This window comes from Bradyrhizobium archetypum, from assembly GCF_013114835.1.
GTDB lineage: Bacteria > Pseudomonadota > Alphaproteobacteria > Rhizobiales > Xanthobacteraceae > Bradyrhizobium > Bradyrhizobium archetypum.
On record NZ_JAAVLW010000002.1, the window covers coordinates 360,813 to 386,751 of the forward strand.

General features: G+C 61.9%; 22 protein-coding genes and 1 pseudogene. 15 read left to right on the forward strand and 8 right to left on the reverse strand.

The features are described 5' to 3' along the window. Entirely contained in the window at window positions 1–972 is a 972-nt protein-coding gene (locus HCN50_RS06215) for a LysR family transcriptional regulator (RefSeq protein WP_171708753.1), read from the reverse strand. 150 nt (window positions 973–1,122) lie between these two features. Between HCN50_RS06215 and HCN50_RS06220 the strand changes: the two genes are divergently transcribed. The 7 genes from HCN50_RS06220 (at window position 1,123) to cbbX (ending at window position 9,189) form a co-directional block, all read left to right on the forward strand. After that, window positions 1,123–2,160 carry a class 1 fructose-bisphosphatase gene (locus HCN50_RS06220; protein WP_171708754.1) on the forward strand — a complete coding sequence of 346 codons (1,038 nt, stop codon included), beginning with the start codon at window positions 1,123–1,125 and terminating at the stop codon, window positions 2,158–2,160. 13 nt (window positions 2,161–2,173) lie between these two features. Beyond that, entirely contained in the window at window positions 2,174–3,049 is an 876-nt protein-coding gene (locus tag HCN50_RS06225; protein WP_171708755.1) for a phosphoribulokinase, read from the forward strand. Next, the gene (tkt, locus tag HCN50_RS06230) at window positions 3,046–5,070 is read left to right on the forward strand and encodes a transketolase (protein ID WP_171708756.1); all 2,025 of its coding nucleotides are present in this window, start codon (window positions 3,046–3,048) and stop codon (window positions 5,068–5,070) included. Before HCN50_RS06225 ends, tkt begins: the two co-directional genes overlap by 4 nt. A 38-nt stretch (window positions 5,071–5,108) precedes the next feature. After that, window positions 5,109–6,194: a class II fructose-bisphosphate aldolase gene (gene fba, locus HCN50_RS06235; protein WP_171708757.1), complete on the forward strand. Its 1,086-nt coding sequence runs from the start codon at window positions 5,109–5,111 to the stop codon at window positions 6,192–6,194. Between the two features lie 55 nt (window positions 6,195–6,249). Then, a complete protein-coding gene (locus HCN50_RS06240) occupies window positions 6,250–7,710 on the forward strand; it encodes a form I ribulose bisphosphate carboxylase large subunit (protein ID WP_171708758.1) in 1,461 nt (486 codons plus the stop codon). A gap of 11 nt (window positions 7,711–7,721) precedes the next feature. Continuing rightward, a complete protein-coding gene (locus tag HCN50_RS06245; protein ID WP_171708759.1) occupies window positions 7,722–8,141 on the forward strand; it encodes a ribulose bisphosphate carboxylase small subunit in 420 nt (139 codons plus the stop codon). A 136-nt stretch (window positions 8,142–8,277) separates the two neighbouring features. Further along, window positions 8,278–9,189: a CbbX protein gene (gene cbbX / locus HCN50_RS06250; protein ID WP_171708760.1), complete on the forward strand. Its 912-nt coding sequence runs from the start codon at window positions 8,278–8,280 to the stop codon at window positions 9,187–9,189. Window positions 9,190–9,353: 164 nt separating this feature from the next. Here cbbX and HCN50_RS06255 read toward each other — a convergent pair whose 3' ends face one another. Next, on the reverse strand, window positions 9,354–9,998 hold the full coding sequence (locus HCN50_RS06255) for a glutathione S-transferase family protein (RefSeq protein WP_171708761.1): 645 nt from the start codon (window positions 9,996–9,998) through the stop codon (window positions 9,354–9,356). A gap of 82 nt (window positions 9,999–10,080) precedes the next feature. Between HCN50_RS06255 and HCN50_RS06260 the strand changes: the two are divergent. Beyond that, a pseudogene (locus HCN50_RS06260) lies at window positions 10,081–11,096 on the forward strand (helix-turn-helix transcriptional regulator). Between the two features lie 9 nt (window positions 11,097–11,105). Here the strand turns inward: HCN50_RS06260 and HCN50_RS06265 are convergent. Further along, complete coding sequence (locus tag HCN50_RS06265; protein WP_171708762.1) at window positions 11,106–11,579, reverse strand: Lrp/AsnC family transcriptional regulator; 474 nt, start codon at window positions 11,577–11,579, stop codon at window positions 11,106–11,108. A 144-nt stretch (window positions 11,580–11,723) separates the two neighbouring features. Here HCN50_RS06265 and ald point away from each other — a divergent pair, with 144 nt between their 5' ends. The 6 genes from ald (at window position 11,724) to HCN50_RS06295 (ending at window position 18,907) form a co-directional block, all read left to right on the forward strand. Beyond that, window positions 11,724–12,839: an alanine dehydrogenase gene (gene ald, locus HCN50_RS06270; RefSeq protein WP_171708763.1), complete on the forward strand. Its 1,116-nt coding sequence runs from the start codon at window positions 11,724–11,726 to the stop codon at window positions 12,837–12,839. Between the two features lie 692 nt (window positions 12,840–13,531). Continuing rightward, entirely contained in the window at window positions 13,532–14,125 is a 594-nt protein-coding gene (locus tag HCN50_RS06275; RefSeq protein ID WP_171709187.1) for a QcrA and Rieske domain-containing protein, read from the forward strand. A gap of 66 nt (window positions 14,126–14,191) precedes the next feature. Further along, window positions 14,192–15,922, forward strand: a complete 1,731-nt coding sequence (locus tag HCN50_RS06280; RefSeq protein ID WP_171708764.1) for a methanol/ethanol family PQQ-dependent dehydrogenase — start codon at window positions 14,192–14,194, stop codon at window positions 15,920–15,922. A gap of 191 nt (window positions 15,923–16,113) precedes the next feature. After that, window positions 16,114–16,392: a hypothetical protein gene (locus HCN50_RS06285; RefSeq protein WP_171708765.1), complete on the forward strand. Its 279-nt coding sequence runs from the start codon at window positions 16,114–16,116 to the stop codon at window positions 16,390–16,392. 121 nt (window positions 16,393–16,513) lie between these two features. Then, window positions 16,514–17,101 (forward strand): QcrA and Rieske domain-containing protein, encoded by a 588-nt coding sequence (locus HCN50_RS06290; protein WP_171708766.1) that lies wholly within the window; start codon window positions 16,514–16,516, stop codon window positions 17,099–17,101. A gap of 78 nt (window positions 17,102–17,179) precedes the next feature. Beyond that, on the forward strand, window positions 17,180–18,907 hold the full coding sequence (locus tag HCN50_RS06295; RefSeq protein ID WP_171708767.1) for a methanol/ethanol family PQQ-dependent dehydrogenase: 1,728 nt from the start codon (window positions 17,180–17,182) through the stop codon (window positions 18,905–18,907). Window positions 18,908–18,959: 52 nt separating this feature from the next. On the opposite strand, the gene HCN50_RS06300 is transcribed toward HCN50_RS06295, so the two are convergent. The 4 genes from HCN50_RS06300 to HCN50_RS06315 all read right to left on the reverse strand — a co-directional run bounded on the left by HCN50_RS06300 (window position 18,960) and on the right by HCN50_RS06315 (window position 23,547). Continuing rightward, on the reverse strand, window positions 18,960–19,220 hold the full coding sequence (locus HCN50_RS06300; protein ID WP_171708768.1) for a hypothetical protein: 261 nt from the start codon (window positions 19,218–19,220) through the stop codon (window positions 18,960–18,962). Between the two features lie 56 nt (window positions 19,221–19,276). Then, window positions 19,277–21,595: a xanthine dehydrogenase family protein molybdopterin-binding subunit gene (locus tag HCN50_RS06305; protein WP_171708769.1), complete on the reverse strand. Its 2,319-nt coding sequence runs from the start codon at window positions 21,593–21,595 to the stop codon at window positions 19,277–19,279. 2 nt (window positions 21,596–21,597) lie between these two features. After that, entirely contained in the window at window positions 21,598–22,050 is a 453-nt protein-coding gene (locus HCN50_RS06310) for a (2Fe-2S)-binding protein (RefSeq protein ID WP_171708770.1), read from the reverse strand. A 408-nt stretch (window positions 22,051–22,458) separates the two neighbouring features. Continuing rightward, window positions 22,459–23,547: a mandelate racemase/muconate lactonizing enzyme family protein gene (locus HCN50_RS06315; RefSeq protein ID WP_171708771.1), complete on the reverse strand. Its 1,089-nt coding sequence runs from the start codon at window positions 23,545–23,547 to the stop codon at window positions 22,459–22,461. 310 nt (window positions 23,548–23,857) lie between these two features. On the opposite strand from HCN50_RS06315, the gene HCN50_RS06320 reads away from it, so the two are divergent. Continuing rightward, window positions 23,858–25,051 carry an adenylate/guanylate cyclase domain-containing protein gene (locus tag HCN50_RS06320; protein WP_171709188.1) on the forward strand — a complete coding sequence of 398 codons (1,194 nt, stop codon included), beginning with the start codon at window positions 23,858–23,860 and terminating at the stop codon, window positions 25,049–25,051. Between the two features lie 55 nt (window positions 25,052–25,106). Here HCN50_RS06320 and HCN50_RS06325 read toward each other — a convergent pair whose 3' ends face one another. After that, entirely contained in the window at window positions 25,107–25,931 is an 825-nt protein-coding gene (locus HCN50_RS06325; protein ID WP_171708772.1) for a phosphodiesterase, read from the reverse strand. Window positions 25,932–25,939: the final 8 nt, after the last annotated feature.

Sequence of the window (25,939 nt, forward strand, 5' to 3'; positions counted from 1 at the left end):
TCACCGCCGTCTGGCGCGCACCGACGTCCGGGTGAGTCTGATTCTGCCGTGGGTTCGCGGCAGGAATTGCGCGCCGCGGGCGCTGAGGAATTCCAGCATGGCGCGCGCCGGCGGCAGCAGGATCTTGTCCTTTCGGGAGAGAACGAACCATTGCCGTACAACGGGGAGGCCGACCACATCCAGCGTCACCAGCCGTCGCTCGTCGAGTTCGGTGGCGACCGTATGCGCAGAAATAAACGCAATTCCAAGTCCGGCGATCACCGCCTGCTTGATCGTCTCGTTGCTGCTCATCGCCATGCCGATGTTCGGCCGAATCCTTGCCGTCTCGAACAATTGCTCCATCAGGCCCCGGGTCCCCGAACCGGGTTCGCGCATCAGGAACGTCTCGTTGGCGAGGTCGCTCAGCGCGATGCGGGATTTACGCGCCAGGCGATGGCTGGTCGGCGCGATAATGACGTGCGGATGATCGCCGATCGGGTGAACGTCCATGTCGATGTCGGCCGGCGGTCGGCCCATGATCGCGAAGTCGAGATCGTAACCGCGTAGCGCCGTGCCGATCTCCTGGCGGTTTCCGATCGAGAGCGTGACATCGATGTTCGGATGCCGTTTCGAGAATCCCGAGATCATGAAAGGCACGAAATATTTCGCAGTGCTGACCGCACCGATCGAGATGCGCCCCGCCGTCTTCCCTGCGATCATCTCGAGCGAGGTTTGGCAATCCGCGATCGCCGCTTCAATGCGCTCCGAAAGCGCCAGCACCTCGCGTCCTGCGTCGGTCAGCAGCATGCCGTCATTGCTGCGCTGGATCAGGGGCAGGCCTGCAAGGTCCTGCAGATTGCGGATCTGCAACGTGACCGCCGGCTGCGTCAGGTGCAGCCGCTTGGCGGCCGCGGTAACCGAACGGTCGCTGTGAACGGCGGCCAGCGCGCGCAACTGGCGAATGGTCAATTCCCGCGGAAACCTGTTTGGCATGGTCTGCCCAAGACATAAGGAAAACTTTGGCAAAGCCAAAGATAAGAAAATTTCACTAATTTTGCAAATTGGGTTGTTGTTAGGCGCGCACTGCCGATCGGCATGAAGCGTTGCAATCGCCCCGAAGCGGGCGCCACTTGAGGAACGGCCATGGGCGCACGAGTGACCTTGTGCTCGCATCTCGACCATACGGGATCAGAGACGCCGAACGGCCCCGCGGTGTCCGCCGTGATTGAGACGATCGCCGTTGCAGCGATCGACCTTGCCGAACTCATTATGGACGGACCGTTGGCGGGGATTACCGGGAAAACCGACGGCGTCAATTCCGACGGCGACTTTCAGCGGGATATCGATCTCGCAGCAGATGCGATCATGCGTGCGGCGCTACGCAAGACCCCGGTCGCGGCTGTCCTGTCCGAGGAATCGGAATTGCCGGAAGTATTCAATGCCGAGGCTTCGCTCTGCGTCGCGATCGATCCGCTGGACGGGTCTGCCAACCTCCAAAACAACATCTCGGTCGGAACGATCTTTTCGATTCGTCTGCGGAGCAACGACATCATCTCCACCTTCTTCGAACCTGGCACGGCGCAGTGTGCGGCAGGCTTCGTGGTCTACGGCCCGCAGACGACGCTGGTCCTGGCGTTCGACGAGCGCGTCGATATCTTCATTCTGGACAGGCGCGCCCGGGAATTCCTGCTGATCGCGCGCCGCGTCAGGATAGCCCCCGACACGCCCGAATTTGCCATCAACGCGTCGAACCGCCGACACTGGCACGGACCGGTGCGCACCTATATCGACGAATGCCTTGCCGGCACCAACGGCAGTTGCGCCGCCGATTTCAACATGCGTTGGATTGGCTCGCTGGTTGCGGAGGCGCTCCGCATTCTGGTCCGCGGCGGCGTGTTCCTGTACCCGGCGGATGCACGCCCAGCCTATCGCGAGGGACGTCTTCGCCTGCTGTACGAGGCGCATCCGATGGCGCTGGTGATGGAGTGGGCGGGCGGAGCCGCGACCACCGGCCGCCGGCGCATTCTCGAACTGTCGGCGAGAACGCCGCATCAGCGGGTACCGTTGATCATGGGATCGGTGCGCGGCGTCCGCGATGTCACCGCGATGCACGAGGCCGTTGAACCGATGTTCGACAACAGTGACGCGCCGCTGTTCGCCAGGCGCGGCCTGTTTCGCTGATCGGGAAGAGCATATGTCACGCAGCTATCCGATCATATCGATTACGGGTTCATCCGGCGCCGGCACGACCTCGGTGAAGAAGACGTTTGAGAACATCTTCCGCCGTGAGAACGTCGCCGCCGCCTATGTCGAGGGCGACGCCTTCCATCGCTATAACCGCTTTGAGATGCGCGCGAAAATGGCGGAGGAGGCTGAGCGCGGCAACAAGCATTTCAGCCATTTCAGCCCGGAAACCAACCTGTTCGAGGAGTTGGAAAAACTGTTCCGCGACTATGGCGAGTCCGGGACCGGCACCACCCGGCACTACGTCCACGATGAGGAAGAAGCAAGGCTGTACGGTGCAAAACCGGGCACCTTTACCGCGTGGGCGCCGCTGCCGGAAAATTCCGACCTATTGTTCTATGAAGGCCTGCATGGCGCTGTCGTCACCGACAAGGTCAACATCGCCCAGCATGCCGATCTCAAGATCGGCGTCGTGCCCGTCATCAATCTGGAATGGATCCAAAAGCTGCATCGCGACCGTCGCGACCGCGGTTACACCGCAGAGGCAGTGACCGACACCATCCTGCGGCGAATGCCGGATTACGTGAACTACATCTGTCCGCAGTTCACCGAGACCGACATCAATTTCCAGCGGGTGCCGACGGTCGATACGTCGAATCCCTTCATCGCACGCTGGATACCGACGCCGGACGAATCGATGGTGGTGATCCGCCTGAAAAATCCGCGTGGCATCGATTTTCCCTATCTGCTGTCGATGATTCCAAACAGCTTCATGTCGCGCGCCAATTCGATCGTGATCCACGGCTCGAAGCTCGACCTGGCGATGCAGCTCATCCTCACCCCGCTGATCCTGCAACTGATGGAACGTAAGAGGCGCATGATATGACCGATATAGCAGCTCTGTCGCGCGTTGCCGACCATTCAGCCGTTTCGCATGCCGAAATGGCGAACGCGATCCGCTTTCTGGCAATCGACGCCGTCGAGAGCGCGAAATCCGGTCATCCCGGTATGCCGATGGGCATGGCCGACGTTGCCACGGTGCTGTTTTCGCGCTTCCTCAAATTCGATGCCGCCGATCCGGCGTGGCCGGATCGCGACCGGTTCGTGCTGTCGGCCGGTCACGGCTCGATGCTGCTGTATGCGCTATTGTATTTGACCGGCTACAAGGGCGTGACGGCGGACGAATTGAAGGCGTTCAGGCAATGGGGATCGAAGACGCCGGGCCACCCCGAGTACGGACATACGCCGGGTATCGAGACGACGACTGGCCCGCTGGGGCAGGGCATTGCCACCGCAGTCGGCATGGCGCTGGCGGAGCGGCTGATGAATGCGCGCTTCGGCGACGATCTCGTCGATCACTATACCTATGTGATCGCCGGCGATGGTTGTCTGATGGAGGGCATCAGCCAGGAAGCGATTTCGCTGGCCGGACATCTCAAGCTCGGCCGCTTGATCGTGCTTTACGACGACAACGAAATCTCGATTGACGGATCGACCTCGTTGTCATGCTCGGACGACCAGCTTGCGCGCTTCAAGGCCTCCGGCTGGTCGGCGATCCGGATCGACGGCCATGACCCCGAAGCGATTGCCGCAGCGATCCGGCGCGCCCGGCACAATGACTGGCCATCCCTGATTGCTTGCCGCACCGTGATCGGCTTCGGTTCACCGAACCGTCAGGGCACCGAAAAGGCGCATGGCGCGCCGCTCGGTGCTGACGAAGTCGAGAGAACACGCGGTACGCTGAACTGGCCGCATGCGCCGTTCCAGGTTCCGGAAGCCGTCATCGAAGCGTGGCGCGAAATAGGCGCGCAGGGTCATTTTGCGCGGCGCGCCTGGATCGAACGGAGCCGGCGCGTCAATTCGACGGGACGATCGCCGTTTCATGATGCGCTGAACCGGAATTTGCCCTGCATCTATGCCGACGTCATGGCGCGGCTACGGACGCGGTTCGGCAGCGAACGGCCGAAGATCGCCACCCGGCAGGCGTCGCAACTGGTGATCGATGCGATCGCCGAAGCGCTGCCCAATCTCCTGGGTGGCTCGGCCGACCTGACCCATTCGAACCTGACGCGCGCCAAGACGCAACAACCGGTGCGGCCCGAGTCCCTCGATGGCAGCTATATCCATTACGGTGTCCGCGAGCATGCCATGGCTGCTGCGATGAATGGTGTCGCATTGCATGGCGGCTTCATCCCCTATGGTGGCACGTTTCTCAGCTTTGCCGACTACAGCCGTCCTGCGATCCGGCTGGCTGCATTGATGGGGATCCGCGTGATCCATGTGATGACACATGACTCGATCGGCCTCGGCGAAGACGGACCGACGCATCAGCCGGTCGAGCATCTGGTCTCGCTGCGGGCGATTCCGAACCTGCTGGTATTCCGCCCGGCCGACGCGGTCGAGACGGCGGAGGCCTGGGATTGCGCATTGCGCGCGGACACAAGCCCGTCGGTGCTCTGCCTGTCGCGACAGGCGCTGCCGGCGTTTCGCGACGACGCTAGCGAAACCAATTTGGTCGCGCTTGGCGCCTATGTCGTCGTCGAGCCGGAGGACGGCCGTGACGTCACTTTGATCGCAACGGGCTCCGAGGTATCGATCGCGCTCGATGCGGCCAGGTTGCTGGAGAAAGACCATGTCCGCGCCGCGGTCGTCTCGGCGCCGTGCTTTGAGCTGTTTCTCAAGCAGCCCTGCGAATACCGGACCGCCGTTCTCGGACGCGTTCCGCGGGTCGGCGTCGAGGCCGCGGTCGAAGGCGACTGGGCGCGCTGGCTTGGCGATAGCAGCGAGTTCGTCGGCATGACCGGCTTCGGAGCGTCTGCGCCGGCCGAAACGCTCTATCGCGAGTTCGGCATCACGCCGGAGGCGGTTGCGACCGCCGCCATGCGTTGCCTCGCTCGCATCGCTTGACGCCGGACGCAACGTCGAAAGAACCAAAGGAGGCGCCAATGGCCAGAATTACGTTGAGGCAATTGCTGGACCATGCCGCCGAGCATGGCTACGGCGTGCCGGCATTCAACATCAACAACATGGAGCAGGGGCTCGCGATCATGGAAGCGGCGGCGGCCGTCGATGCCCCCGTGATCATCCAGGCCTCGCGGGGCGCGCGTTCCTATGCCAACGACATCATGCTGTCGAAGATGATCGACGCGCTGGAGAAGATGCATCCGCAGATTCCGCTCTGCCTGCATCAGGACCATGGCAACGAGGAATCGACCTGCGCTACCGCGCTCCAGCACGGCTTCACGTCCGTCATGATGGACGGTTCGCTGAAGGCGGATGCCAAGACTGCGGCGGAATACGACTACAATGTCGAGATTACCCGCCGTGTCGTCGAGATGGCACACTGGATCGGCGCCTCGGTCGAGGGAGAGCTCGGCGTGCTGGGCTCACTCGAACATGGCGGCGGCGAGCAGGAGGACGGCCATGGCGTCGAAGGCAAGGTCAGCCACGATCAACTGCTGACCGATCCGGATCAGGCCGTCGATTTTGTTCGTGCCACCAAGGTTGACGCACTGGCGATTGCGATGGGCACCTCGCATGGCGCGTATAAATTCTCGCGCAAGCCGGATGGCGACATCCTTGCCATGAGGGTGGTGGAAGAAATCCATCGCCGGCTCCCTAACACGCATCTGGTGATGCACGGCTCATCGTCGGTGCCGCAGCCGCTGCAGGACGCCTTCAATGCATTCGGCGGCGAGATGCCGCAGACCTGGGGGGTGCCGGTCGAGGAAATCGCCCGCGGCATCAGACACGGAGTCCGCAAGGTCAATATCGACACCGATTGCCGCTTGGCGATGGCAGCGGCATTCCGCAAAGTCGCAACGCAAAGCAGAAACGAGTTCGATCCGCGCAAGTTCCTCAAGCCAGCAATGGATGCGTTGCGCGACCTTTGCCGCGACCGGTTCGAGCAATTCGGTACCGCGGGCCACGCGTCGCAAATCAAGGTCATTCCACTGGCCGAAATGGCCAGGCGCTACCGCTCCGGCGCACTCGATCCACGCATTGGAGGGATGGCCGATGCCGCCGAATGAGCTGAAGACGAGTTCGATCCCGGCCAGTCGCCGCACAACAGCCAAGGAGACCGACATGAACATGCACTCAATGACCATTCGTGGCAGGGATCGCTACAAATCCGGCGTCCTCGAATACAAGAAGATGGGCTATTGGGAGCCCGACTACGAGCCCAAGGATACCGACATCATCGCCCTGTTCCGCGTTACGCCGCAGGACGGGGTCGATCCGATCGAGGCCTCGGCGGCAGTCGCCGGCGAATCCTCGACCGCGACCTGGACGGTGGTATGGACCGATCGGCTGACCGCGGCGGAAAAGTATCGCGCCAAATGCTTCCGCGTCGATCCCGTGCCGAACGCGCCGGGACAGTATTTTGCCTACATCGCCTACGATCTCGATTTGTTCGAGCCGGGTTCGATTGCGAACCTCTCGGCTTCGATCATCGGCAACGTGTTCGGGTTCAAGCCGCTCAAGGCGTTGCGGCTGGAGGACATGCGGCTGCCGGTTGCCTACGTCAAGACATTCCAGGGACCGGCCACCGGCATTGTCGTCGAGCGCGAACGCATGGACAAGTTCGGGCGTCCATTGCTTGGCGCGACCGTGAAGCCGAAACTCGGCCTGTCCGGTCGCAACTACGGCCGCGTGGTGTATGAGGCGCTCAAGGGCGGGCTCGACTTCACCAAGGACGACGAGAACATCAACTCGCAGCCGTTCATGCACTGGCGCGAGCGGTTTCTGTATTGCATGGAGGCTGTCAACAAGGCGCAGGCTGCCTCCGGAGAGATCAAGGGCACGTATCTCAACGTCACTGCAGGCACCATGGAGGATATGTACGAGCGCGCCGAGTTCGCCAAGGAACTAGGTTCGGTCATCATCATGATCGACCTCGTGATCGGTTACACCGCGATCCAGTCGATGGCGAAATGGGCGCGGCGGAACGACATGATCCTGCATCTGCACCGGGCAGGGCATTCCACCTACACAAGGCAGCGCAGTCACGGCGTTTCGTTCCGTGTCATTGCGAAATGGATGCGGCTCGCTGGCGTGGATCACATTCATGCCGGCACGGTGGTCGGCAAGCTGGAAGGTGATCCAGCGACCACGCGCGGCTATTACGACATCTGCCGCGAAGACTTTAACCCGACACGGCTCCAGCACGGCGTGTTCTTCGACCAGCATTGGGCGAGCCTCAACAAGGTGATGCCCGTCGCATCGGGCGGCATCCATGCCGGCCAGATGCACCAATTACTGGACCATCTCGGCGAGGATGTCGTGCTGCAGTTCGGCGGCGGCACCATCGGCCATCCGATGGGTATCCAGGCGGGTGCCACCGCCAACCGGGTGGCGCTGGAAGCGATGATTCTCGCGCGCAACGAAGGTCGCGACTACGTGCACGAGGGGCCCGAGATTCTCGCCAAGGCGGCGGCAACCTGCACGCCGCTGAAGGCAGCGCTCGAGGTCTGGAAAGACGTCACCTTCAACTACGAATCGACAGACACGCCGGACTATGTGCCGACCGCCAGCGTCGCAATGTAAGGAGCCAGATCATGCGTATCACTCAGGGATGCTTTTCGTTTCTGCCTGATCTCACCGACGATCAGATCACGCGGCAGGTGCAATACTGCCTTGGCAACGGCTGGGCGGTGAACATCGAATTCACCGACGACCCGCACCCGCGCAACAGTTTCTGGGATATGTGGGGCTTGCCGATGTTCGATCTGCGCGATGCCGCTGGCGTCATGATGGAGCTCAATGAATGCCGCAAGGTCTATGGCGACCGATATATCCGCATGTCGGCCTACGATTCCAGTCATGGCTGGGAGTCGCTGCGGCTGTCGTTCATCGTCAACCGGCCCAAGGACGAGCCCGGCTTCCGCCTCGAACGTCATGAGGTGGCCGGCCGCAGCGTACGGTACACCACGACATCCTATGCCGTCGACCGCCCCGAAGGGCGGCGCTACGGTTGAACAACTCCTAGGTCCGGCGGACGAGTTCTCCCTGATCGCTTCTGCGTTCGCCGGACTTACTGCTCCGTCGCTGTGGAAGCGGCGACGGAGCTTTTGTTCTCCGAAATATGCGCAAGGCGCGCTGAGGGTTCGGCAGATGGATTTGGATGCGCCAACGACGACTGAAACTGTAAGCATTCGTGAGGAACTCGAAGCCGTCGGCATAGAGGATGTCCTTGCGCAACTCGATCGCGAGCTGATCGGTCTGAAGCCGGTCAAGACGCGAATTCGCGAGATTGCTTCGCTGTTGCTGATCGAACGCATCCGCAAGCGCATGGGCCTGACTTCGGAAGCCCCGACGCTGCATATGTCGTTCACGGGCAACCCCGGAACCGGCAAGACTACGGTGGCGCTGCGGATCGCCAGCATCCTGCACAGGCTCGGCTATGTACGTCGCGGCCAGGTGGTGTCGGTGACGCGCGACGAACTGGTTGGACAATATATCGGCCACACCGCGCCGAAGACCAAGGAGATACTGAAGAAGGCGATGGGCGGCGTGCTGTTCATCGACGAAGCCTACTATCTATACCGGCCGGACAACGAGCGCGACTACGGCCAGGAAGCGATCGAGATCCTGCTGCAGGTGATGGAATCGCAGCGTGACGATCTGGTGGTGATCCTGGCCGGCTATGGCGATCGCATGGACAAGTTTTTCGCGAGCAATCCAGGGTTCCGGTCACGGATCGCCCATCATATCGATTTTCCTGACTATGCCGACGGAGAGTTGCTTGAGATCGCCGAGCTGATGTTGCGCGAGATGAATTATAAATTCAGCCGGGATGCGCGCGCGGAGTTCATCCGCTACATTGCGTTGCGAAAGAGCCAGCCGCTGTTCTCCAACGCGCGCTCAATCCGCAATGCACTGGATCGCTTGCGGTTGCGCCAGGCCAATCGCCTGGTCGCCGATCTCGATCATGTCATGACGGTGGACGATATCAGGTCGATCGAAGCGTCTGACGTGCTCGCGAGCCGGGTGTTCGCGAGAGGGAGGGAAGCCGCTGAAAACTAGTTGCTTTCATTGACTCGGCTGGGATTCGCGACTGCAGTAAGATCCGCAGTCGCGAAAATCAGCCACCGCACCGAATGGCGCATCGTCCTGGCGCCGCAGAATCCATAGCATTGCTGGCAGGCAATCAAGCAATCGGCATGTGAAGAAACTTCGTCCTCAGCACGTCACACGCCGGCAGCCGCGGCATGCCGGCCGGCCATCTCATCGTCCGCCGCGTTGATGCGCTGGAAGGCGGGGCGCGAGGTGATGCGCTCAGCGTAGCGCGCGAACACGTCTTTCTTCGGCACGAGCCCGAACATCATCGTCCAGCTGAAGGCAATGCCCCAGAGAATGTCGGCTGCGGTCATGTGGTCACCGAGCAGGTAGGGTCCCCTGCAAAGCTGCGCCTCGAGCGCTCCGAGCATGGACTCGTAGTCGGAGTAGGGCGATTGCGTCACCGGCGCCGGCTCATGGTTCATGAACTTGTCGATCAATGCAGGCTCGAAGGACGCGCCATAATAGGCGATCCAGCGCAGATACGGCCCGCGCCTGGCATCGTCGAGCGCAGGGGTCAGGCCGGCTTCGGGAAACAGGTCGGCAAGATAGATGTAAATCGCGACCTGCTCGGTCACCAGCGCCTCGCCGTGACGGATCGCCGGGACTTTTCCGAGCGGATTGACGGCGAGATAGGCGGGCTGGCGCTGCTCGCCCGCCTTCATATTCAGAACGTGGAGATCGTAGGGAGCCCCCAGCTCCTCCAGCAACACCCGCGTGCCCGTGGCGCGCGTCTGCGGCGAATAATAAAGGGTGATGCGGTCGGATTTGGTCATCGGCAGATCTCCTTCTTTGGTCACGAACACTTCTATGCCTGACCATACCTGACATCCTGTGTCAGGTATGATTTAAGGGGGCATGCGCGCGAGCCGATTGCTGTCAATCCTCACCACCCTGCAGGCCAGGGGACGAATTACTGCGCCCGAACTTGCGGAAGCCTGCGAGGTGTCGGTGCGCACCATCTATCGCGACATCGATGCGCTCGCGGCCGCCGGCATCCCGGTCTACGCGGAACGCGGCGCGGAAGGCGGCTACCGCCTGCTCGATGGCTATCGCGTGAGGCTGAACGGATTGTCGCCGCCGGAGGCCGAAGCGCTGTTCATGGCGGGACTGCCAGGTCCAGCGGCCGCGCTCGGCCTCGATGCTGCGATGATGGCCGCGCAGAACAAGCTGATGGCGGCGTTGCCGGCCAACTTGCGCGAAAACGCCGGCCGAATGCAGGAGCGCTTTCATCTGGACGCGCCGAACTGGTTCGGCGAATCGGAAGAGCCCGTGCACTGCGCCCGATTGCCGGAGCACTGTTGCGCGACAGGCTGATCAAGATCCGCTATCGGAGCTGGAGGGCGGAAAAGCAGCGCCGCGTCGGGCCGCTCGGTCTCGTCCTGAAGGGCGGCAGTTGGTATCTCGCCGGCAGCGTCGACGGTAGCGTGCGCACCTATCGTGTTGCTCGGATCCTGGATTGCAGCGTTCTGGATGAGAATTTCGTCCGTCCTGCCGATTTCGACCTTACCGCGTATTGGCAGGCCGCGACGCTGCGGCTTGAAGCCGAACTCCATCCAAACACCGTCACACTGCGGCTGTCGCCGTTTGGCGTCAAACTGCTCAACGCCTTGAGCCCGCCTTATGTGAAGGCGCGCATGCGTCTCGAAGACGCGGCTGATGCCGCCGGCTGGCGCATCGCCGTGCTGCCGGTCGGAAAGACGGCATGGCACGCGGCCACCGAACTGTTGCGTTTCGGTGCCGAGGCAGAGGTGCTGAAGCCGGCCGAGTTGCGCGAGAAGATGGCGGAGATCGCGCAGGCCATGGCCGCGCGTTACCACGGCGCTAGTGAGGCAAGGATGGGCGGCTGCGCGCCGGCGATCGCGTTGAGCTGACCTAAAGGACTAGCGCCGCAAGGCGGTTTCAGGGATGGCCCTGCGCACCACCTCGCGCATCGCAAAGCTCGAATGGATGCGCGCGACCCCCGGCATTCGTGAAAGATGCTGCTTGTGGATGCGCTCGAAGTCGGCGATGTCACGCGCGATCACCTGCAGATGATAGTCGTCACTGCCCGACATCAGGTGGCAGGACACGACATCCGGGCAGCGGGCGATCGCTGCTTCGAACGCGGCCAGGTAATCCTCGCTCTGTTTTTCCAGCGTGATGGTGACGACGACGGTCGTGACAAGCCCGAGCGCGGTCGGCTCGAGATCGGCGCGATAGCCCCTGATGATCCCGCCTTCCTCGAGTTGCCGGATACGGCGCGCGCAGGCCGTTGGCGACAGCCCGACCTTTTCAGCCAGCTCGATCTGGCTCGCCCGGGCATCCGCGAGCAATTCCGTGAGAATCCGCAAATCAATACGATCCAGCTCAGCCACGCTATAAATCACTAATTTATGCAGCTGAAGCGCAGGGTATATGCGCAAAATACTTCCGGCAAGCCGCAATTCGCAGAGAAGCGGTGTTTGTTCGGGCGTAATTTTCTCCTCAGCCGGACAACCTCGGAAGAAGGAGCAAAACGCATGCGGATCGGGGTGCCCAAGGAAATCAAGGTCGAGGAATATCGCGTCGGCCTGACGCCGGCTTCAGTGCGGGAATATGTGACGCGGGGGCACGAGGTGATCGTCGAGCAGGGCGCCGGGGACGCCGTCGGGGCAAGCGACGATGTGTACCGTTCGGCTGGTGCTGCGATCGTGGATACGGCCGCGGAAATCTTCGCGACCGCCGACATGGTGGTCAAGGTCAAGGAGCCGCAAGCGAGCGAATGGCGCCAGCTTCGCGAAAATCAGATTCTTTTCACTTATTTGCACCTGGCGCCGGACGTGGCGCAGACCGGAGGGCTTCTCGCATCGGGCTGCACCGCGATCGCCTACGAGACGGTGACGGATGCCCATGGCGGGCTGCCCCTGCTGGCGCCGATGAGCGAAGTGGCGGGACGGCTGGCGATCGAGGCCGCGGGGGCCGCCCTGCGAAAGTCGGCGGACGGCATGGGCAAGCTGATCGGCGGCGTGCCCGGCGTGGCGCCGAGCCGGATCGCGGTAATCGGCGGCGGCGTAGTCGGCACGCATGCGGCGCGAATGGCCGCCGGTCTCGGTGCCGATATCGCTATCCTGGACCGTTCGCTGCCGCGTCTGCGTGTTCTCGACGAGATGTTCCAGGGACGCGTTCGCACCCGCTACGCGACGCTTGAGGCGATCGAGGAGGAGGTGATCGGGGCCGACGTCGTGATCGGCGCCGTGTTGGTGCCGGGCGCCAGCGCGCCAAAACTCGTCTCGCGCGAGTTGCTCTCGCGCATGAAGCGCCGCGCGGTGCTGGTCGACGTCGCGATCGACCAGGGCGGCTGCTTCGAGACCTCGCGGCCGACCACCCATCAGACGCCGACCTACCTCGTCGACGAGATCGTGCATTATTGCGTCGCCAACATGCCGGGCGCGGTGCCAGTGACGTCCAGCCACGCGCTCAACAATGCCACCCTGCCGTTCGGCCTGGCGCTGGCCGAAAAGGGCATTCGCGCGCTGGTCGAGGATCCGCATCTGCGCGCGGGACTCAACGTGCACCGCGGACAGATCACCAACCGGGCGGTCGCCGAGAGCCAGAATTTGCCTGCGGCGGCGCCGGAAACGATTCTGGCGGCGTGACGCCGGCCGCTCGGACGGCCGCGCGACGCGCCGAAGAGTTTCGCCATGCGACGGCGAAGCCGCATGTCTTCGTGCTGTCGCGCTGAAACTCCGAGCTAGCGAGGGCTGCGACCAGTCTCCGACCCTTGACCGCCAACAGCGCCCGACCCCGTCGTCTGGCCGCTGCTCGGATTAGGCGCCCGGGCGGATCCGCGGAAGCGCCCGGCCTTTCCTGTTCGCTCACAAGTCCTGAGTGTCCGGAATCGCGCGTCTTGATTCCCTTATCGGCTTCCTCCTGCATCTGTTTGTCAGATTGTATCTGCTGCTGGCCAGGCGCCGTCGTGGACTGCTGAGCCAGTGCCGGTACGGCGAGGGCGGTTCCAAAAGCGACCGTCATCGCGGGAACTGAGGTTCGCATGAGCCATCCTCCTTGTGTTCCCCTTCCCCACAACGAGGGCGATGGTTTCCAGAGCTATTGTGAATGCGGAAGACGCGTAGGAAGCGCGTGCCAATGTCTGCGACGAGGGCGTGCCGACATCATGCAATTGCTGCGACTGCGTCAGGCAAATCTAGAGCGCAGTGGAGAAAGATGGAGACAGCATGTCACAAAATTTGTCCGCCGCCTCTTTTTGGCCGAGTTCAGCCTTTCAGTTTGTCAAACTTTCGCGCATTCGCCATCACCCCTATGGCATCAGTGCAGAAGCGAGACGAAAATGTCATCGCCTTCAGATCAGACACGGCGCACGATCATCCTGACGGCCTTCGCTACTGCGGTGCACGCTTCGGCGCCTCGATCGGCCGCCGCCGAGGAAGATGGCCCGGGAAGCGATCTGCGACCTCAAAAAGCGGACCTGCTGGTCTTTGCCGAAGGGGATCAGGCGGGTGAAGTGATCAAGCCGCAGGACCTGAAACCCGGCGGACCACCCGTGCGCGCTTGGCCAAAGGATCCCAAGACCTCGGTGGTCCGCAAAGGTTCGCGGTTGAATGAGGTCGTGATCGTCAAGCTCGATCCGGCCGAACTAGATGACGACACGCGCCCGCGCTCGGCGGACGGCATCGTTGCCTACTCGGCGATTTGTTCCCACGCCGGCTGCCCCATCACGGCCTGGGTAAAGGCAGCGCAGGGCGAAAAAGACGTTCTTAAATGCGTTTGCCACAATTCCGAGTTCGATCCCCGGCAAAGCGCGCAGGTGGTGTTTGGACCGGCGCCGCGGCGCCTCGCAGCACTTCCCTTGGCGATGGTTGACGGCGCGCTCACGGTGGCTGGAACATTCGTCGGAAAAGCAGGAGCTCAGCAAGGAGGGTGATCGCGGCCTGCGTCGGATGCGCACAACTAAAAAGAGATGAAGAAGACAAACAGGGAGGTAGCGTCTATGACCATGAAGCAATGGCTGTTGCCGAGCTTGCTCGCGTCAACATGCCTTTTCTCAATTACCGCCAGCGCGGGCCCGATCGAGAATTACAGCGCGGTGACCGCCGACCGCCTCAAGAATCCGGAACCCGGCAACTGGATGCTTTATCGCCGGACTTACGACGGACAGGGATACAGCCCGCTTAACCAGATCAACACTTCGAACGTCAAAGACATGGTGCCGGTGTGGACGTTCTCGACCGGCGTGGTGGAAGGGCACGAGTCCCCTCCCATCGTCAACAATGGCGTTATGTTCATCACAACCCCGCAGGGCCAGGTGATCGCGCTCAACGCCAAGACGGGTGATGAGTATTGGCGATACAAGCGGCAGCTTCCCGACGATCTCTTCCAACTGCACCCAACGAATCGCGGAGTCGGCTTGTGGCAGGACAAGCTGTATCTGGCGACGACGGACGATCACGTCGTGGCACTCGATGCCAAGACTGGAAAAGTGCTCTGGGATACCAAGGTCCAGGATTACAAGAAGGGGCAATACCTGACCCTGATGCCGCTGGTGGTCGACGGCAAGGTGATCGTCGGCGGCTCGGGCGGCGAGTTCGGAGTGCGCGGCTATGTCGTAGCGTTCGACGCCGATACGGGCAAGGAATTATGGCGAACCTTCACCATACCGGGTCCGGGCGAGCCGGGCCATGAAACATGGACCGGCGACGACTGGAAGTCGGGTGGCGGATCGGCGTGGATGACGGGCAACTACGATCCCGAGACGAGGACGATCTATTGGGGCGTCGGTAACGCGGCGCCGTGGCCGGGAGATACTCACCCCGGCGATAACCTCTACACCACCTCGGTACTGGCGCTCGACCCGGACACCGGCAAGATCAAAACCCATTTCCAGTATCATCAGAATGACGCCTGGGACTGGGACGAGGTGGATGCGCCGATGCTGGTCGACCTGCAGCGAGACGGTCGCACCTTCAAGAGTCTGATCCATCCTGGCCGCAACGCGATATTCTGGGTGCTCGAGCGCAAGCCGGACAAGATCAGCTATGTGGCTGGCTGGCCTTTTGTTCATACCGACGTCTGGAAAGGCATTGAACCCGAGACAGGCCGGCCTATCGTCGATCCGGCCCACAAACCGGTGATGGGCAAGCGCGTCGAATTCTGTCCGTCATTGTGGGGTGGCAAGGACTGGCCGTCGGCGGCCTACAGCCAGAACACCCGCCTCGTCTACGTTCCCGCCAACGACAATTTCTGCGGCGGTTTTACCGGCGAAAAAGTGCCGTTGGTGCCAGGCCAGCTCTGGCTCGGGACCAAGCCGGAAGATATCGGGCTGAAGGTCCGGCCCGGCGCCACGCATTTTGGCGAACTGCAGGCATGGGATCCCGCGACGGGCAAGAAGGTTTGGTCGCACAACTTCCCCAAGTCGCAGCTGTTCGGCTCGGTGACGGCGACCGCCGGCGACCTGGTATTGGTCGGCGGCACCAATGACCGGATGTTCCGTGCGTTTCACGCGAAGACGGGCGAACTACTGTGGGAGCAAAAGACCAACTCCGGCATCATGGGCATGCCGGTCGCTTACGAAGTGGACGGCACGCAGTATATCGCGGTGCAGTCCGGATGGGGCGTTGACGGGCAACGCATCCAAGATGCTCTGGCAACCCAGAACAATGTCGGCATCGAGAACAACGTGCCGCAGGGCGGCGTTGTCTGGGTGTTCGCCGTCAGGAAGTGATTGGCGGACGTCACTCGATATCGACTCAAGATGAGAAAAGGGCGCCGAATTAATGTTCGGCGCCTTTTTGTCACTGCGCGGCTGCGCGCCTTGCCGCATCTCTTCGTGAAAATAGGAGGATGAACTAGGAAACCATCGCGAGCCGGCGCGTTGGTATTACTATAAGTAACGCTACGATGGGGAGGACTTCCATGCGAACCACAATGATCGCGATGCTTGTCGCGAGCGGAGTCATGATCACCCTGCCGGTGCTGGCGCAGCAGCAGCAGCCGGCACCAAACCCACAAATGCAGGAGGAGGCTGACAAGGGCGCCAAGACTCGCCAGTCCGGTGAGTCGGGGTATGTCGGCGAGCAGGAAAAACCCGGTGCTGCCGCCCGCGCCCCTGGAAAGACTGACGTTCCGCCGACAACGGGCTCAGCCACGGGCACCTCGACCGGGGCGACAGGCAGCGGTGAAAAGCCGCGCTGAGCCTTCTGGAGGTGTAGCGCGACTGAGCGTACTCTTCTTGACGCGGAGAATACCCTTGCCGTCAAGCGCCGAGCTTACACCCGACTGAGATCCAGGCTCATAGCGGAGCTGGAGAAGACAAATGCGGTGTCCGAAGCAGACGCGACGCTCGCTTCTTTTGACGACGCTCGCCACCGGAGCGTTTCTGACGGGGCGGAGGTTCGCTGCGGCACAAGAAGATCAGCCCGGCAGCAGCGACCGGCCGAAGAAGGGCGATCTCCTTGTTGTCTCCGAAGGCGAGCGCGTCGGCGCCGTCATCGGGCCCGATGACGTGAAGCTCGGCGAACCGCCGCTACACGCCTGGCCAAAGGACCCCAAGACTTCGGTCATCCGCAACGGCTCGCGGTTGAACGAGATCCTGATCATAAGGCTTGATCCCGGCGAAATGGATGAGGAGACCCGCTCGCGCTCTGCTGAGGGCATCGCAGCCTATTCGGCCATCTGTACTCACGCCGGATGTTCTGTCACTGGCTGGCTGAAGTCCGAGACGGGCGACAAAGACGTTCTCAAGTGCTTCTGTCACAATTCCGAATTCAATCCGCGGGAAGGCGCGCAAGTCGTGTTCGGGCCCGCACCCCGGCGTCTGCCGGCACTGCCGCTGGCAATAGCCGACGGCTCGCTCACCATAGCTGCAACATTCGTTGGAAAGGTAGGTGCTCAACCAGGGTGATGGCGCGGTCGCATCGGATTCCCATGCCCCAGCACCACCAGGGATGGGCAGAGAGAAAGAGGTAGGGAGATGACGTCCATGACCAGAAAGCAATGGCTATTATCGTGTTGTGTTGCGTGCACAACCCTTATTTCAACCGCTGCTGTCGCCGGACCGATCGAAAATTACAGCCCGGTGACGCAAGCCCGTCTGGAAAATCCCGAACCCGGCAACTGGATGCTGTATCGGCGGACCTATGACGGGCAGGGCTACAGTCCGCTCGAGCAGATCAACACCTCCAACGTCAAGAATCTCACCCCCGTGTGGACCTTCTCCACCGGCGTCATCGAGGGCCATGAGGCGCCGCCGATCGTCAACAACGGTGTGATGTTCGTCACCACACCGATGGGCCAGGTGATCGCGCTGAATGCCAAGACCGGCGAAGAATATTGGCGCTACAAGCGGCAGCTACCGGAAGATTTGTTCCAGCTGCATCCGACTAACCGCGGCGTCGGCCTGTGGCAGGACAAGCTCTATCTCGCCACGACCGATGATCACCTGGTTGCGCTCGACGCGAAGACGGGCAAGGTGCTCTGGGACACCAAAGTCCAGGACTACAAGAAGGGTCAGTATCTCACGCTGATGCCCCTGGTCATCGACGGTAAGGTCATCGTCGGCGGCTCCGGCGGCGAGTTCGGCGTCCGTGGCTACGTGGTGGCCTATGACGCCAACAGCGGCAAGGAATTGTGGCGCACCTTCACCATCCCAGCGCCAGGTGAACCCGGCAGTGAGACCTGGACGGGCGACGATTGGAAGACCGGCGGCGGATCGGCCTGGATGACCGGCAACTACGACAAGGATACCAAGACCATTTATTGGGGCGTCGGCAATGCTGCGCCGTGGCCCGGGGACGCTCACCCCGGTGACAACCTCTACACGACCTCCGTACTCGGCCTCGATCCCGAGACTGGCAAGATCAAGACACATTTCCAATACCATCAGAACGACTCCTGGGATTGGGACGAGGTGGAGGCGCCGATGCTGGTCGACGTGCAAAGGGATGGCCGGACCGTCAAGAGCCTGATTCACCCCGGACGGAACGCGATCTTCTGGGTCCTGGAGCGCAAGCCGGACAAGATCAGCTATGTCGCCGGCTGGCCCTACGTTCACACCGATGTCTGGAAAGGCATTGAACCGGAGACCGGCAAGCCGATTGTCGATCCCGCGCATAAGCCGGTGGTTGGCAAGCGAGTCGAGTTCTGCCCCTCGCTGTGGGGCGGCAAGGACTGGCCCTCGGCGGCCTACAGCCAGAAGACCAAATATGTCTACGTTCCGGCCAACGAGAACACCTGCGGCGGCTTCTCCGGCGAGAAGGTGCCGCTGGTCCCAGGCCAGCTCTGGCTTGGCACCAAGCCGGAGGACATCGGTCTGACACTACGTCCCGGCGCGAAACACATTGGCGAATTGCAGGCTTGGGATCCCGCAACCGGCAAGAAAGTCTGGTCGCACAACTTCCCGAAGTCGCAATTGTTCGGTTCGGTGCTGGCGACTGCGGGCGATCTCGTCTTTGTCGGCGGCACCAACGATCGCTACTTCCGCGCCTTCGACGCCAAGAGCGGCGAACTATTATGGGAGCAGAAGACCAACTCCGGCATCATGGGCATGCCAGTTTCCTATGAGGTCGACGGCACGCAATACATTGCGATCCAGTCCGGCTGGGGCGTCGACGCGCAACGCATCCAGGATGCGCTTGTCACCCAGAACGTCGGGGTGGAAAACAACGTGCCACAGGGCGGCGTGGTTTGGGTGTTCGCCGTCAAGAAATAAATTAGCCGGGTGAAGCCTCGATGCGAGAAGCGGCGGTCCGCCGCTTCCGCATCTATTTGCCCTTCGTCTCGACCTTCGCTTTCTCATCCTCATTCATCTTCTTCACCGTCGGATCGCGGCTGGCTTCCCCCGTGGTCTGGGTCGTCGTGGCCGACGGAGCATTGCTGGGCATAGAGCTTTGCTCGGCGGGATTCTTGGCCGGCCGTGTGGCGGTGGCAGGCGGCGGGTTTGCCTGCCCGCTCGCCGCCTGCGCGTTCAAAAGAAGGGCGCCCACCAATAGCGATAACGCGAGCGCCGTTGGATTAGGTTTCATTGATCCGTCTCCTGTTCCAGATCAATGAAACGATCTGGACGATCCCCCGTTCCGCCTCACGCTTCAAGCTGCTTGCCGATCGGCAGCGCGCGGATGCGCTTGCCGGTCGCGGCGAAGATCGCGTTGATGAGCGCCGGCGCAAAGGGCGGCACGCCCGGCTCACCGACGCCGCTCGGTGGCGTGTCAGGACCGGGCGGTACGATGTAGACATTGGTGACCAAGGGGGATTCATCGATCCGGAGCAACGGGAAGTCGTCAAAGTTACCCTGCTGTACCTTGCCGTCCTTGAAGGTAATCGAGCCATGTTTGGCAAGGCTCAGGCCCATGATCGCGGCTCCCTCGATTTGCGACTGGATCCGCTCCGGATTGACGTAGGTTCCGCAATCGATTGCGGTGTCGACCCGGGGTACGGTGAGCTTGCCCTTGTCGTCAACGGCCACCTCGACGATCGTCGCGATATAGCTGACGAAGCTGCGATGCGCGGCAATGCCGAGCCCGTGACCTTTGGGGACGGATCGCCCCCAGCCGCCCTTGTCCGCGACCAGTTCGACGACCGTGCGAAGACGCCCGGTGTCGATCGGATAGCTGTCATAGGGCTCGCCATAGTTCCAGAGATCTTTCACCGAATCGAGCTTGACCATCCGGGGAGAGCCGATCAGCTCCAGCAGCATGTCCTTTGGATCGCGTTTGGTGGCGTTTGCGAGTTCGGCCACCATCGACTGTACCGCGAAGGCGCGCGGAATGTTCGACACCGAGCGGAACCAGCCGATGCGGGTATGCGCGGCTGCTGCCGGATTCTCGCACTGCACGTTGGCGATCTCGAAGGGCATATCGACGAGCCCCATGCCGAGTTCAAACGGCGCCTGATGCACCGTATTGGCGGCAAATGTCGAGGCGATGCTCGGTGCTACGCTGCGATGCCGCCACGCCGTGACCTTGCCGCTCTTGTCGAGACCGGCCTCGATGCGTTCCACCGAGACGGTGTGCAGGAAGCCGTTGCGAATATCGTCCTCCCGCGTCCACTGCACCTTGACGGGAGCGCCGAGCTCCTTTGAGAGCAGGGCCGCTTCGATGGCGAAATCGCACTTCGACTTGCGCCCGAAGCCGCCGCCGAGCAGGGTGACGTTGACAGTGACGTTCTCCTCAGGAATGCCGAGCGTCTTGGCGACGTCCTCGCGCGTTCCGCCCGCGCTTTGCACCGGTCCCCAGATCTCCGCCTTGTCGCCCTTGACGTCGGCGACCGCAGCCGGCGGCTCCATGGCGGCATGGGCGAGATGCGGCAAATAGTACTCACCGACGATCACCTTGTCGGCGCCCTTCAAGGCGGCTTCGACGTCACCCTCCTTGCGCACCACGAGGCCGGGCTTGCGGGCCGCCTCCTCGAGCTGGGTCCGGTAGGTGACCGAGTCGTATTTGCCGTTGGCGCCATCGTCCCAGACGATCTTCAGCGCATCGCGGCCCTTGATTGCGGCGCCGGTGTTGCGCGCGATCACCGCGACCCCGCCGAGCGGCTGGAATTTTGACGGCCATGGCCAGCCCTTCACCTCCATGACCTTCTCGACGCCGGAAACCTTCATCGCTTCCGCGCCGTCAAACGAGGCGACCTTGCCGCCGGTCACCGGCGGCCGGGCAATGACGGCATATTTCATGCCGGGCAGGCGGACGTCGGCACCGTAACGCGCGGCTCCCACCGTGATATCGCGAAGGTCGACCATGCTGATCTGACCCTTGCCGAGATATCGGAAATCCTTCGGCTCCTTCAGCTTCAGGCCTTCGACGCTCGGAACCGATTCCTTGGCGGCATCCGCTGCCAGATCGCCAAAGCCTATCCGGCGTCCGCTGGCACTGTGGACGACCTCGTGATTGACCGCTTTCACCTCGGTCGCCGGCACCCCCCAGCGCTTTGCAGCTGCGGCTTCGAGCATGGTGCGGGCCGAAGCGCCGATCTGACGCATCGGCATCAGGTAGTGACGCGTGCTGCGCGATCCGTCGGTGTCCTGGTTGCCGAACTTGACCTCGTCGCCATGCGCCTGCTGGACGCGAACGCGCGACCAGTCGGCCTCCATTTCTTCGGCAACGATCATTGGCAGGCTGGTGCGAACGCCGGTTCCCATCTCGGCGCGGTGGGCGATGATCGTGACCATGCCGTCCGGTGCGATTGAGACGAACACGCGGGGGTCCACCACGGTACCATGCGGCATCTTGTCCGCGCCGGTTTGGTACGCGGCAAGGCTGGGGCGCGACATCACGGGGGCGGCCAAAACGAAACCGCCGGCCAGCCCGAGCCCCTTCAGAATGCTGCGGCGTGAAACGTTGTCGACCTTGACGTATCGCTCAAAGCCACGGAGCTTTTTGGGATTGGTAAGAATGTTCATGATCAGACCCCCGTCGAAGCGAGGTGGACCGCGTTTTCGATGCGCTGATAGCAGCCGCAGCGGCAGATGTTACCTGCCATTGCTTCGCGTATCTGGTCGTGGTTGGGCTTTGGATTTTCCATCAGCAGCGCCGCGGCCTGCATGATCTGGCCAACCTGGCAAAAACCGCATTGCGGGACATTGAGCTGACGCCAGGCCTTCTGAACCGCGTGATCTCCAGTGGGATGAAGGCCTTCGATCGTCGTGACCTCCCGGCCGACCACATCGGAAACCGAGGTGATGCAGGCGCGAACGGCCTGCTTGTCGACGATCACGGTGCATGCACCGCACAAAGCCTGACCGCAGCCGTATTTCGTGCCGGTCAAGCCGGCCTCATCGCGCAGAAACCAGAGTAGTGGAAGATCCGGGTCGCCGTCCCAGCTATGCTCCTGGCTATTGATCTTCACCTTGATCATGATCGTTCCTCGCTCTTCATAAGCTGCCGATGTCTTGTTGACGCGAGCGCGAACATTTTTCCTAGCCGCTCAACGCCGTGCTTTACGAGTTTGATCGCAATGGCCGGCGCAGAGCCGGCCTTGCCTGGAAACTGCAGGCTGAATCGTACGATTTGCTTTGAATTTTCGTGTGCAGCCACCCTCCTGTCCAAATATTTGTCTTTTTTGCAGGACTGCGCGACGAGACGGGCGCTTGAGAACGCTATCAGAAAAGCGCGCCGGATCGAGTTCACAACGTGTTGTCTTTGCATTCTATTTGGACGAAAGCTGGGCCGCCCTGGCGGCGTTGCCAAACCTTCCCGGCAGCCGTTCTGAGGCTTGCGGGAAGGCGCAGGCGCTCGGCAGGCGTTGCCCGGCTAGATTTTTCTGCTACTGCGCGAGCTGGACCAAACCGTTCCAGTCGAATGCGATGCCGTGGCCAGGCCGCATCGGCGCCAATGCCATACCTTCATTCAGGACAAGCGGGTGCTCGATGTACCTTTCGAGTCCAAATCCGTGTGCCTCGAGATAGGAGCGGTTCGGACAGGCCGCGAGCAAATGGACGGTCACGTCATGTGCGCCGTGGCTGGTCACGGGCAGATTGAAGGCTTCTGCCAGCCGCGCGATCTTCATGAAGGCTGTAACCCCGCCGCAATTTGTGGCGTCGGGTTCGGGATAGGACACCGCACCAGCCGAGATATAGTTCTTGAACTCCCAGAGCGAGCGCAGGTTTTCGCCGGCCGCAATCGGAACGCCGCCGGCTGCCATGATGCGGACGTGACCGGCAATATCGTCGGGCGTGATCGGTTCTTCGAGCCAGGTGAGATCGTAGCGTTGCAACGCGCGCGCCGCGCGGATGGCTTCCTCGACCGTCCATTTCATGTTGGCGTCCGCCATCAGCGGAAAGCCGTCGCCAAGATGTTTGCGCATCGCCTGCACGCGCGCAACGTCGGATGCGAGATCGGGGCGCCCAACCTTCATCTTGATCGCACGAAAGCCCCTGGCGAGATTGTCGTCAGTCTGTTTCAAAAGCCGCTCGACGGAGAGGTCAAGGTCGATGCCGCCGGCGTAGCAGGGTATGCGGGCGTCGAAGCCGCCGAGCATGCGAAACAACGGCAGATTGGCGCGGCGGGACTTCAGGTCCCACAGGGCGATATCGAGCGCCGAAAGCGCAAGCACCGCTGGTCCGCCGCGCCCGCCGTAATGCAAGCCCCACCAGACGTGATGCCAGACGGCCTCGGTGTCATCGGCGTCGCGGCCCTCGATCAGTTCAGGGATCTCCCGCCGGAGAATGTCGGCAATCGCGCCGCCATTGCGGCCGACAGTGTATGTATATCCGACACCTTCCGCTCCATCGGAATCGCGGATACGGCAAGTCACCAGTTCGAAGGCTGTGAGTTGGCCGTGCGTGCTGTCGGAGAGGGTAACGGGCAGGGGGATCCGGTAGAGTCCGGTCTCGGTTGTCCTGATGAGTGCCATTGTGCTTCCACCCGGTTTCTTTTACTGCACGTTAGGTCGATCTTGTCGGCGGAGCAATCGCTTACAGCCGCTGTTCCCGAAAGATCGCCCATTCGCTGCAGGACATGGCGTCGAATGATGCCTATGCTAGGATGGGTTGAATGCGAGGTGGCGGTGCTATCGCTGCGTCTTCTCTCGCGCGAGACAGGTGGCAACCGCCGACAACCTGATGCGCACAGGATTGCGGCGGCCTCCATTGACGCCGTCGAGCGGGAACGAACCTGTCCTGTAGCGCGGATTCGAGCTCACCGCTCAGGAGCAAGATATGGACATGCTGCCAAAAACCGATCACGTCACCGCGCCTTCTGACAGCGACGTTTTGCATTGGCTGACCAATGAGACGCGCGATGAGCGTTTCATCGACAACATTTTCGCTGAGCTGTGCTTTCGCCTCCAGCGAGCGGGCGTGCCTGTCAAGCGGGCGTCGCTTCATATATTGATCCACCATCCGCAATGGCTTGGCGCCCGGATCATGTGGGTCGACGGGATGCGCGAGGCAGAAATCGCGAGGGTCGACTACGATGTCAGGGAGCGATCCGAATACATCGGCAGTCCGGCCAACGAAATCCATGACGGTGCCGCCGAAGTGCGCGAGAATCTCGAACGGGACCCGTCACTGGGCCGCACGCACGCCGTCTTTGACGACATGCGGGCGAAAGGCCTCACCGACTATGTGGCGTGGCCGCTGTACCATACGCTCGGCAAGCGGCATATCGTGACCTTTGCCACCGACCGCACCGGTGGTTTCGACGAGGCGCACATCGCCGGCCTGTTGAAACTGTTGCCGGTGCTGGCGCTGGTCAGCGAGATCCGTGTCAAGAACCGGCTGGCGCGAACCCTGCTGGAAACCTATGTCGGGTCCCATGCCGGCGAGCTCATTCTGGCCGGCGCCACCAGGCGCGGAAGCGGGACAACGGTACGCGCCGCGATCATGATCTGCGATCTGCGCGATTTCACCAGGATCTCCGATAACTGGCCGCGCGATGACGTCATTGATCTTCTGAACGGCTATTTCGATGCGATGTCGGAGCCGATCGTGCGGCATGGCGGGGAAATATTGAAGTTCATGGGCGACGGGTTGCTTGCTATTTTTCCGCTCAGCCAGCCCACCGCCTGCGCAAATCTGCTGCATGCCGTGGCCGAAGCCAGACAGGCCATGGCGGCTCTGAATGAAAGGAACAGCGACACCGCTCGTGCGCCGCTAAATTACGGCATCGGCGTCCACGTCGGAGACGTTATGTACGGCAATATCGGGTCGCGCACCCGGCTCGACTTCACCGTGATCGGTCCCGCGGTCAACATGGCGTCGCGACTCGAAGCTCTCACCAAACAGTTGGGAAGAACGGTGCTGCTCTCGCGCGCGTTCGCCGAGATTGTCGAAAGCGAATTCGAACTCGAACGCGTCGGCGAATATCCGGTGCGTGGTTTCAGCGATCCAATCGAGCTGTTCGCCTATCACGGTTGAATGCCGAACTATCGCGTGGGCGATCGAAGCCTACAGAGTAAGGCGAGACTGCGCGTCAGTCGAGCATGCCGTCGAGCGCGGCCTTGTCGTGCAGCGAGAAGCGCGGGCCGGCGTAGAGGAACGAGCATTGGTGGATCACGATCTGCCCGCCTGTCACGCTGACGTGGGAATAGTCCGGCGCCTCGTGCGAGCCAGGTATGTGGCCTTCGCTCTCGAGATCGAACGCAACCTGATGCGCGAGCGCACGCTGGATGTGGAAGGGGATGCCGTTCCAGAGACCTGCGATCGGCCGATGCAGATGGCCCATGAACAAATAGTCCGGTCGCCTGGTCCGCGCGATCACTTCCCATTCCGCCTCGGGATTGGCAAGCCGGATGGTGTCCATATAGCGCAAGCCGGTATCGAGGGGCGGATGGTGCTGGAACAGTAGCAGCGGCCGGTCGGTCGGCGCAGACCGCAACGCATGCTCGAGGTAGTCGAGGCGGTCGGCACAGAGCAGCCCCTCATGATTGGGCGCAGCCTCGTTCAACGTGTCCAGCGTGACGATCGTCGCCTCGTCGAACACCTGCATGGCTTGCACGAACCCGTTGGCATCGCGCTTCACGCCGGGAAAGTAGCGTGCGAAGGCTTCGCGCCGATCGTGATTGCCCATCAGCAGGATAGTCGGTGCGTTGAGCCGGGAGAGCACGTCGGCGAGATTTTCGTAAGCCGCGTCCTCGCCCCAATGGGCGAGGTCGCCGGTGATGATGACGAAGGCGATGTCGCGATGGTCGCGGTTGATGCAGCCGACCGCAGCCGCGAGCCGTTCGACCGGATCGAGGCCGTAGATCTTGCGCCCGCGCGCGACAAAGTGAGTATCGGTGAGGACAACGAATTTCATCGTATCAA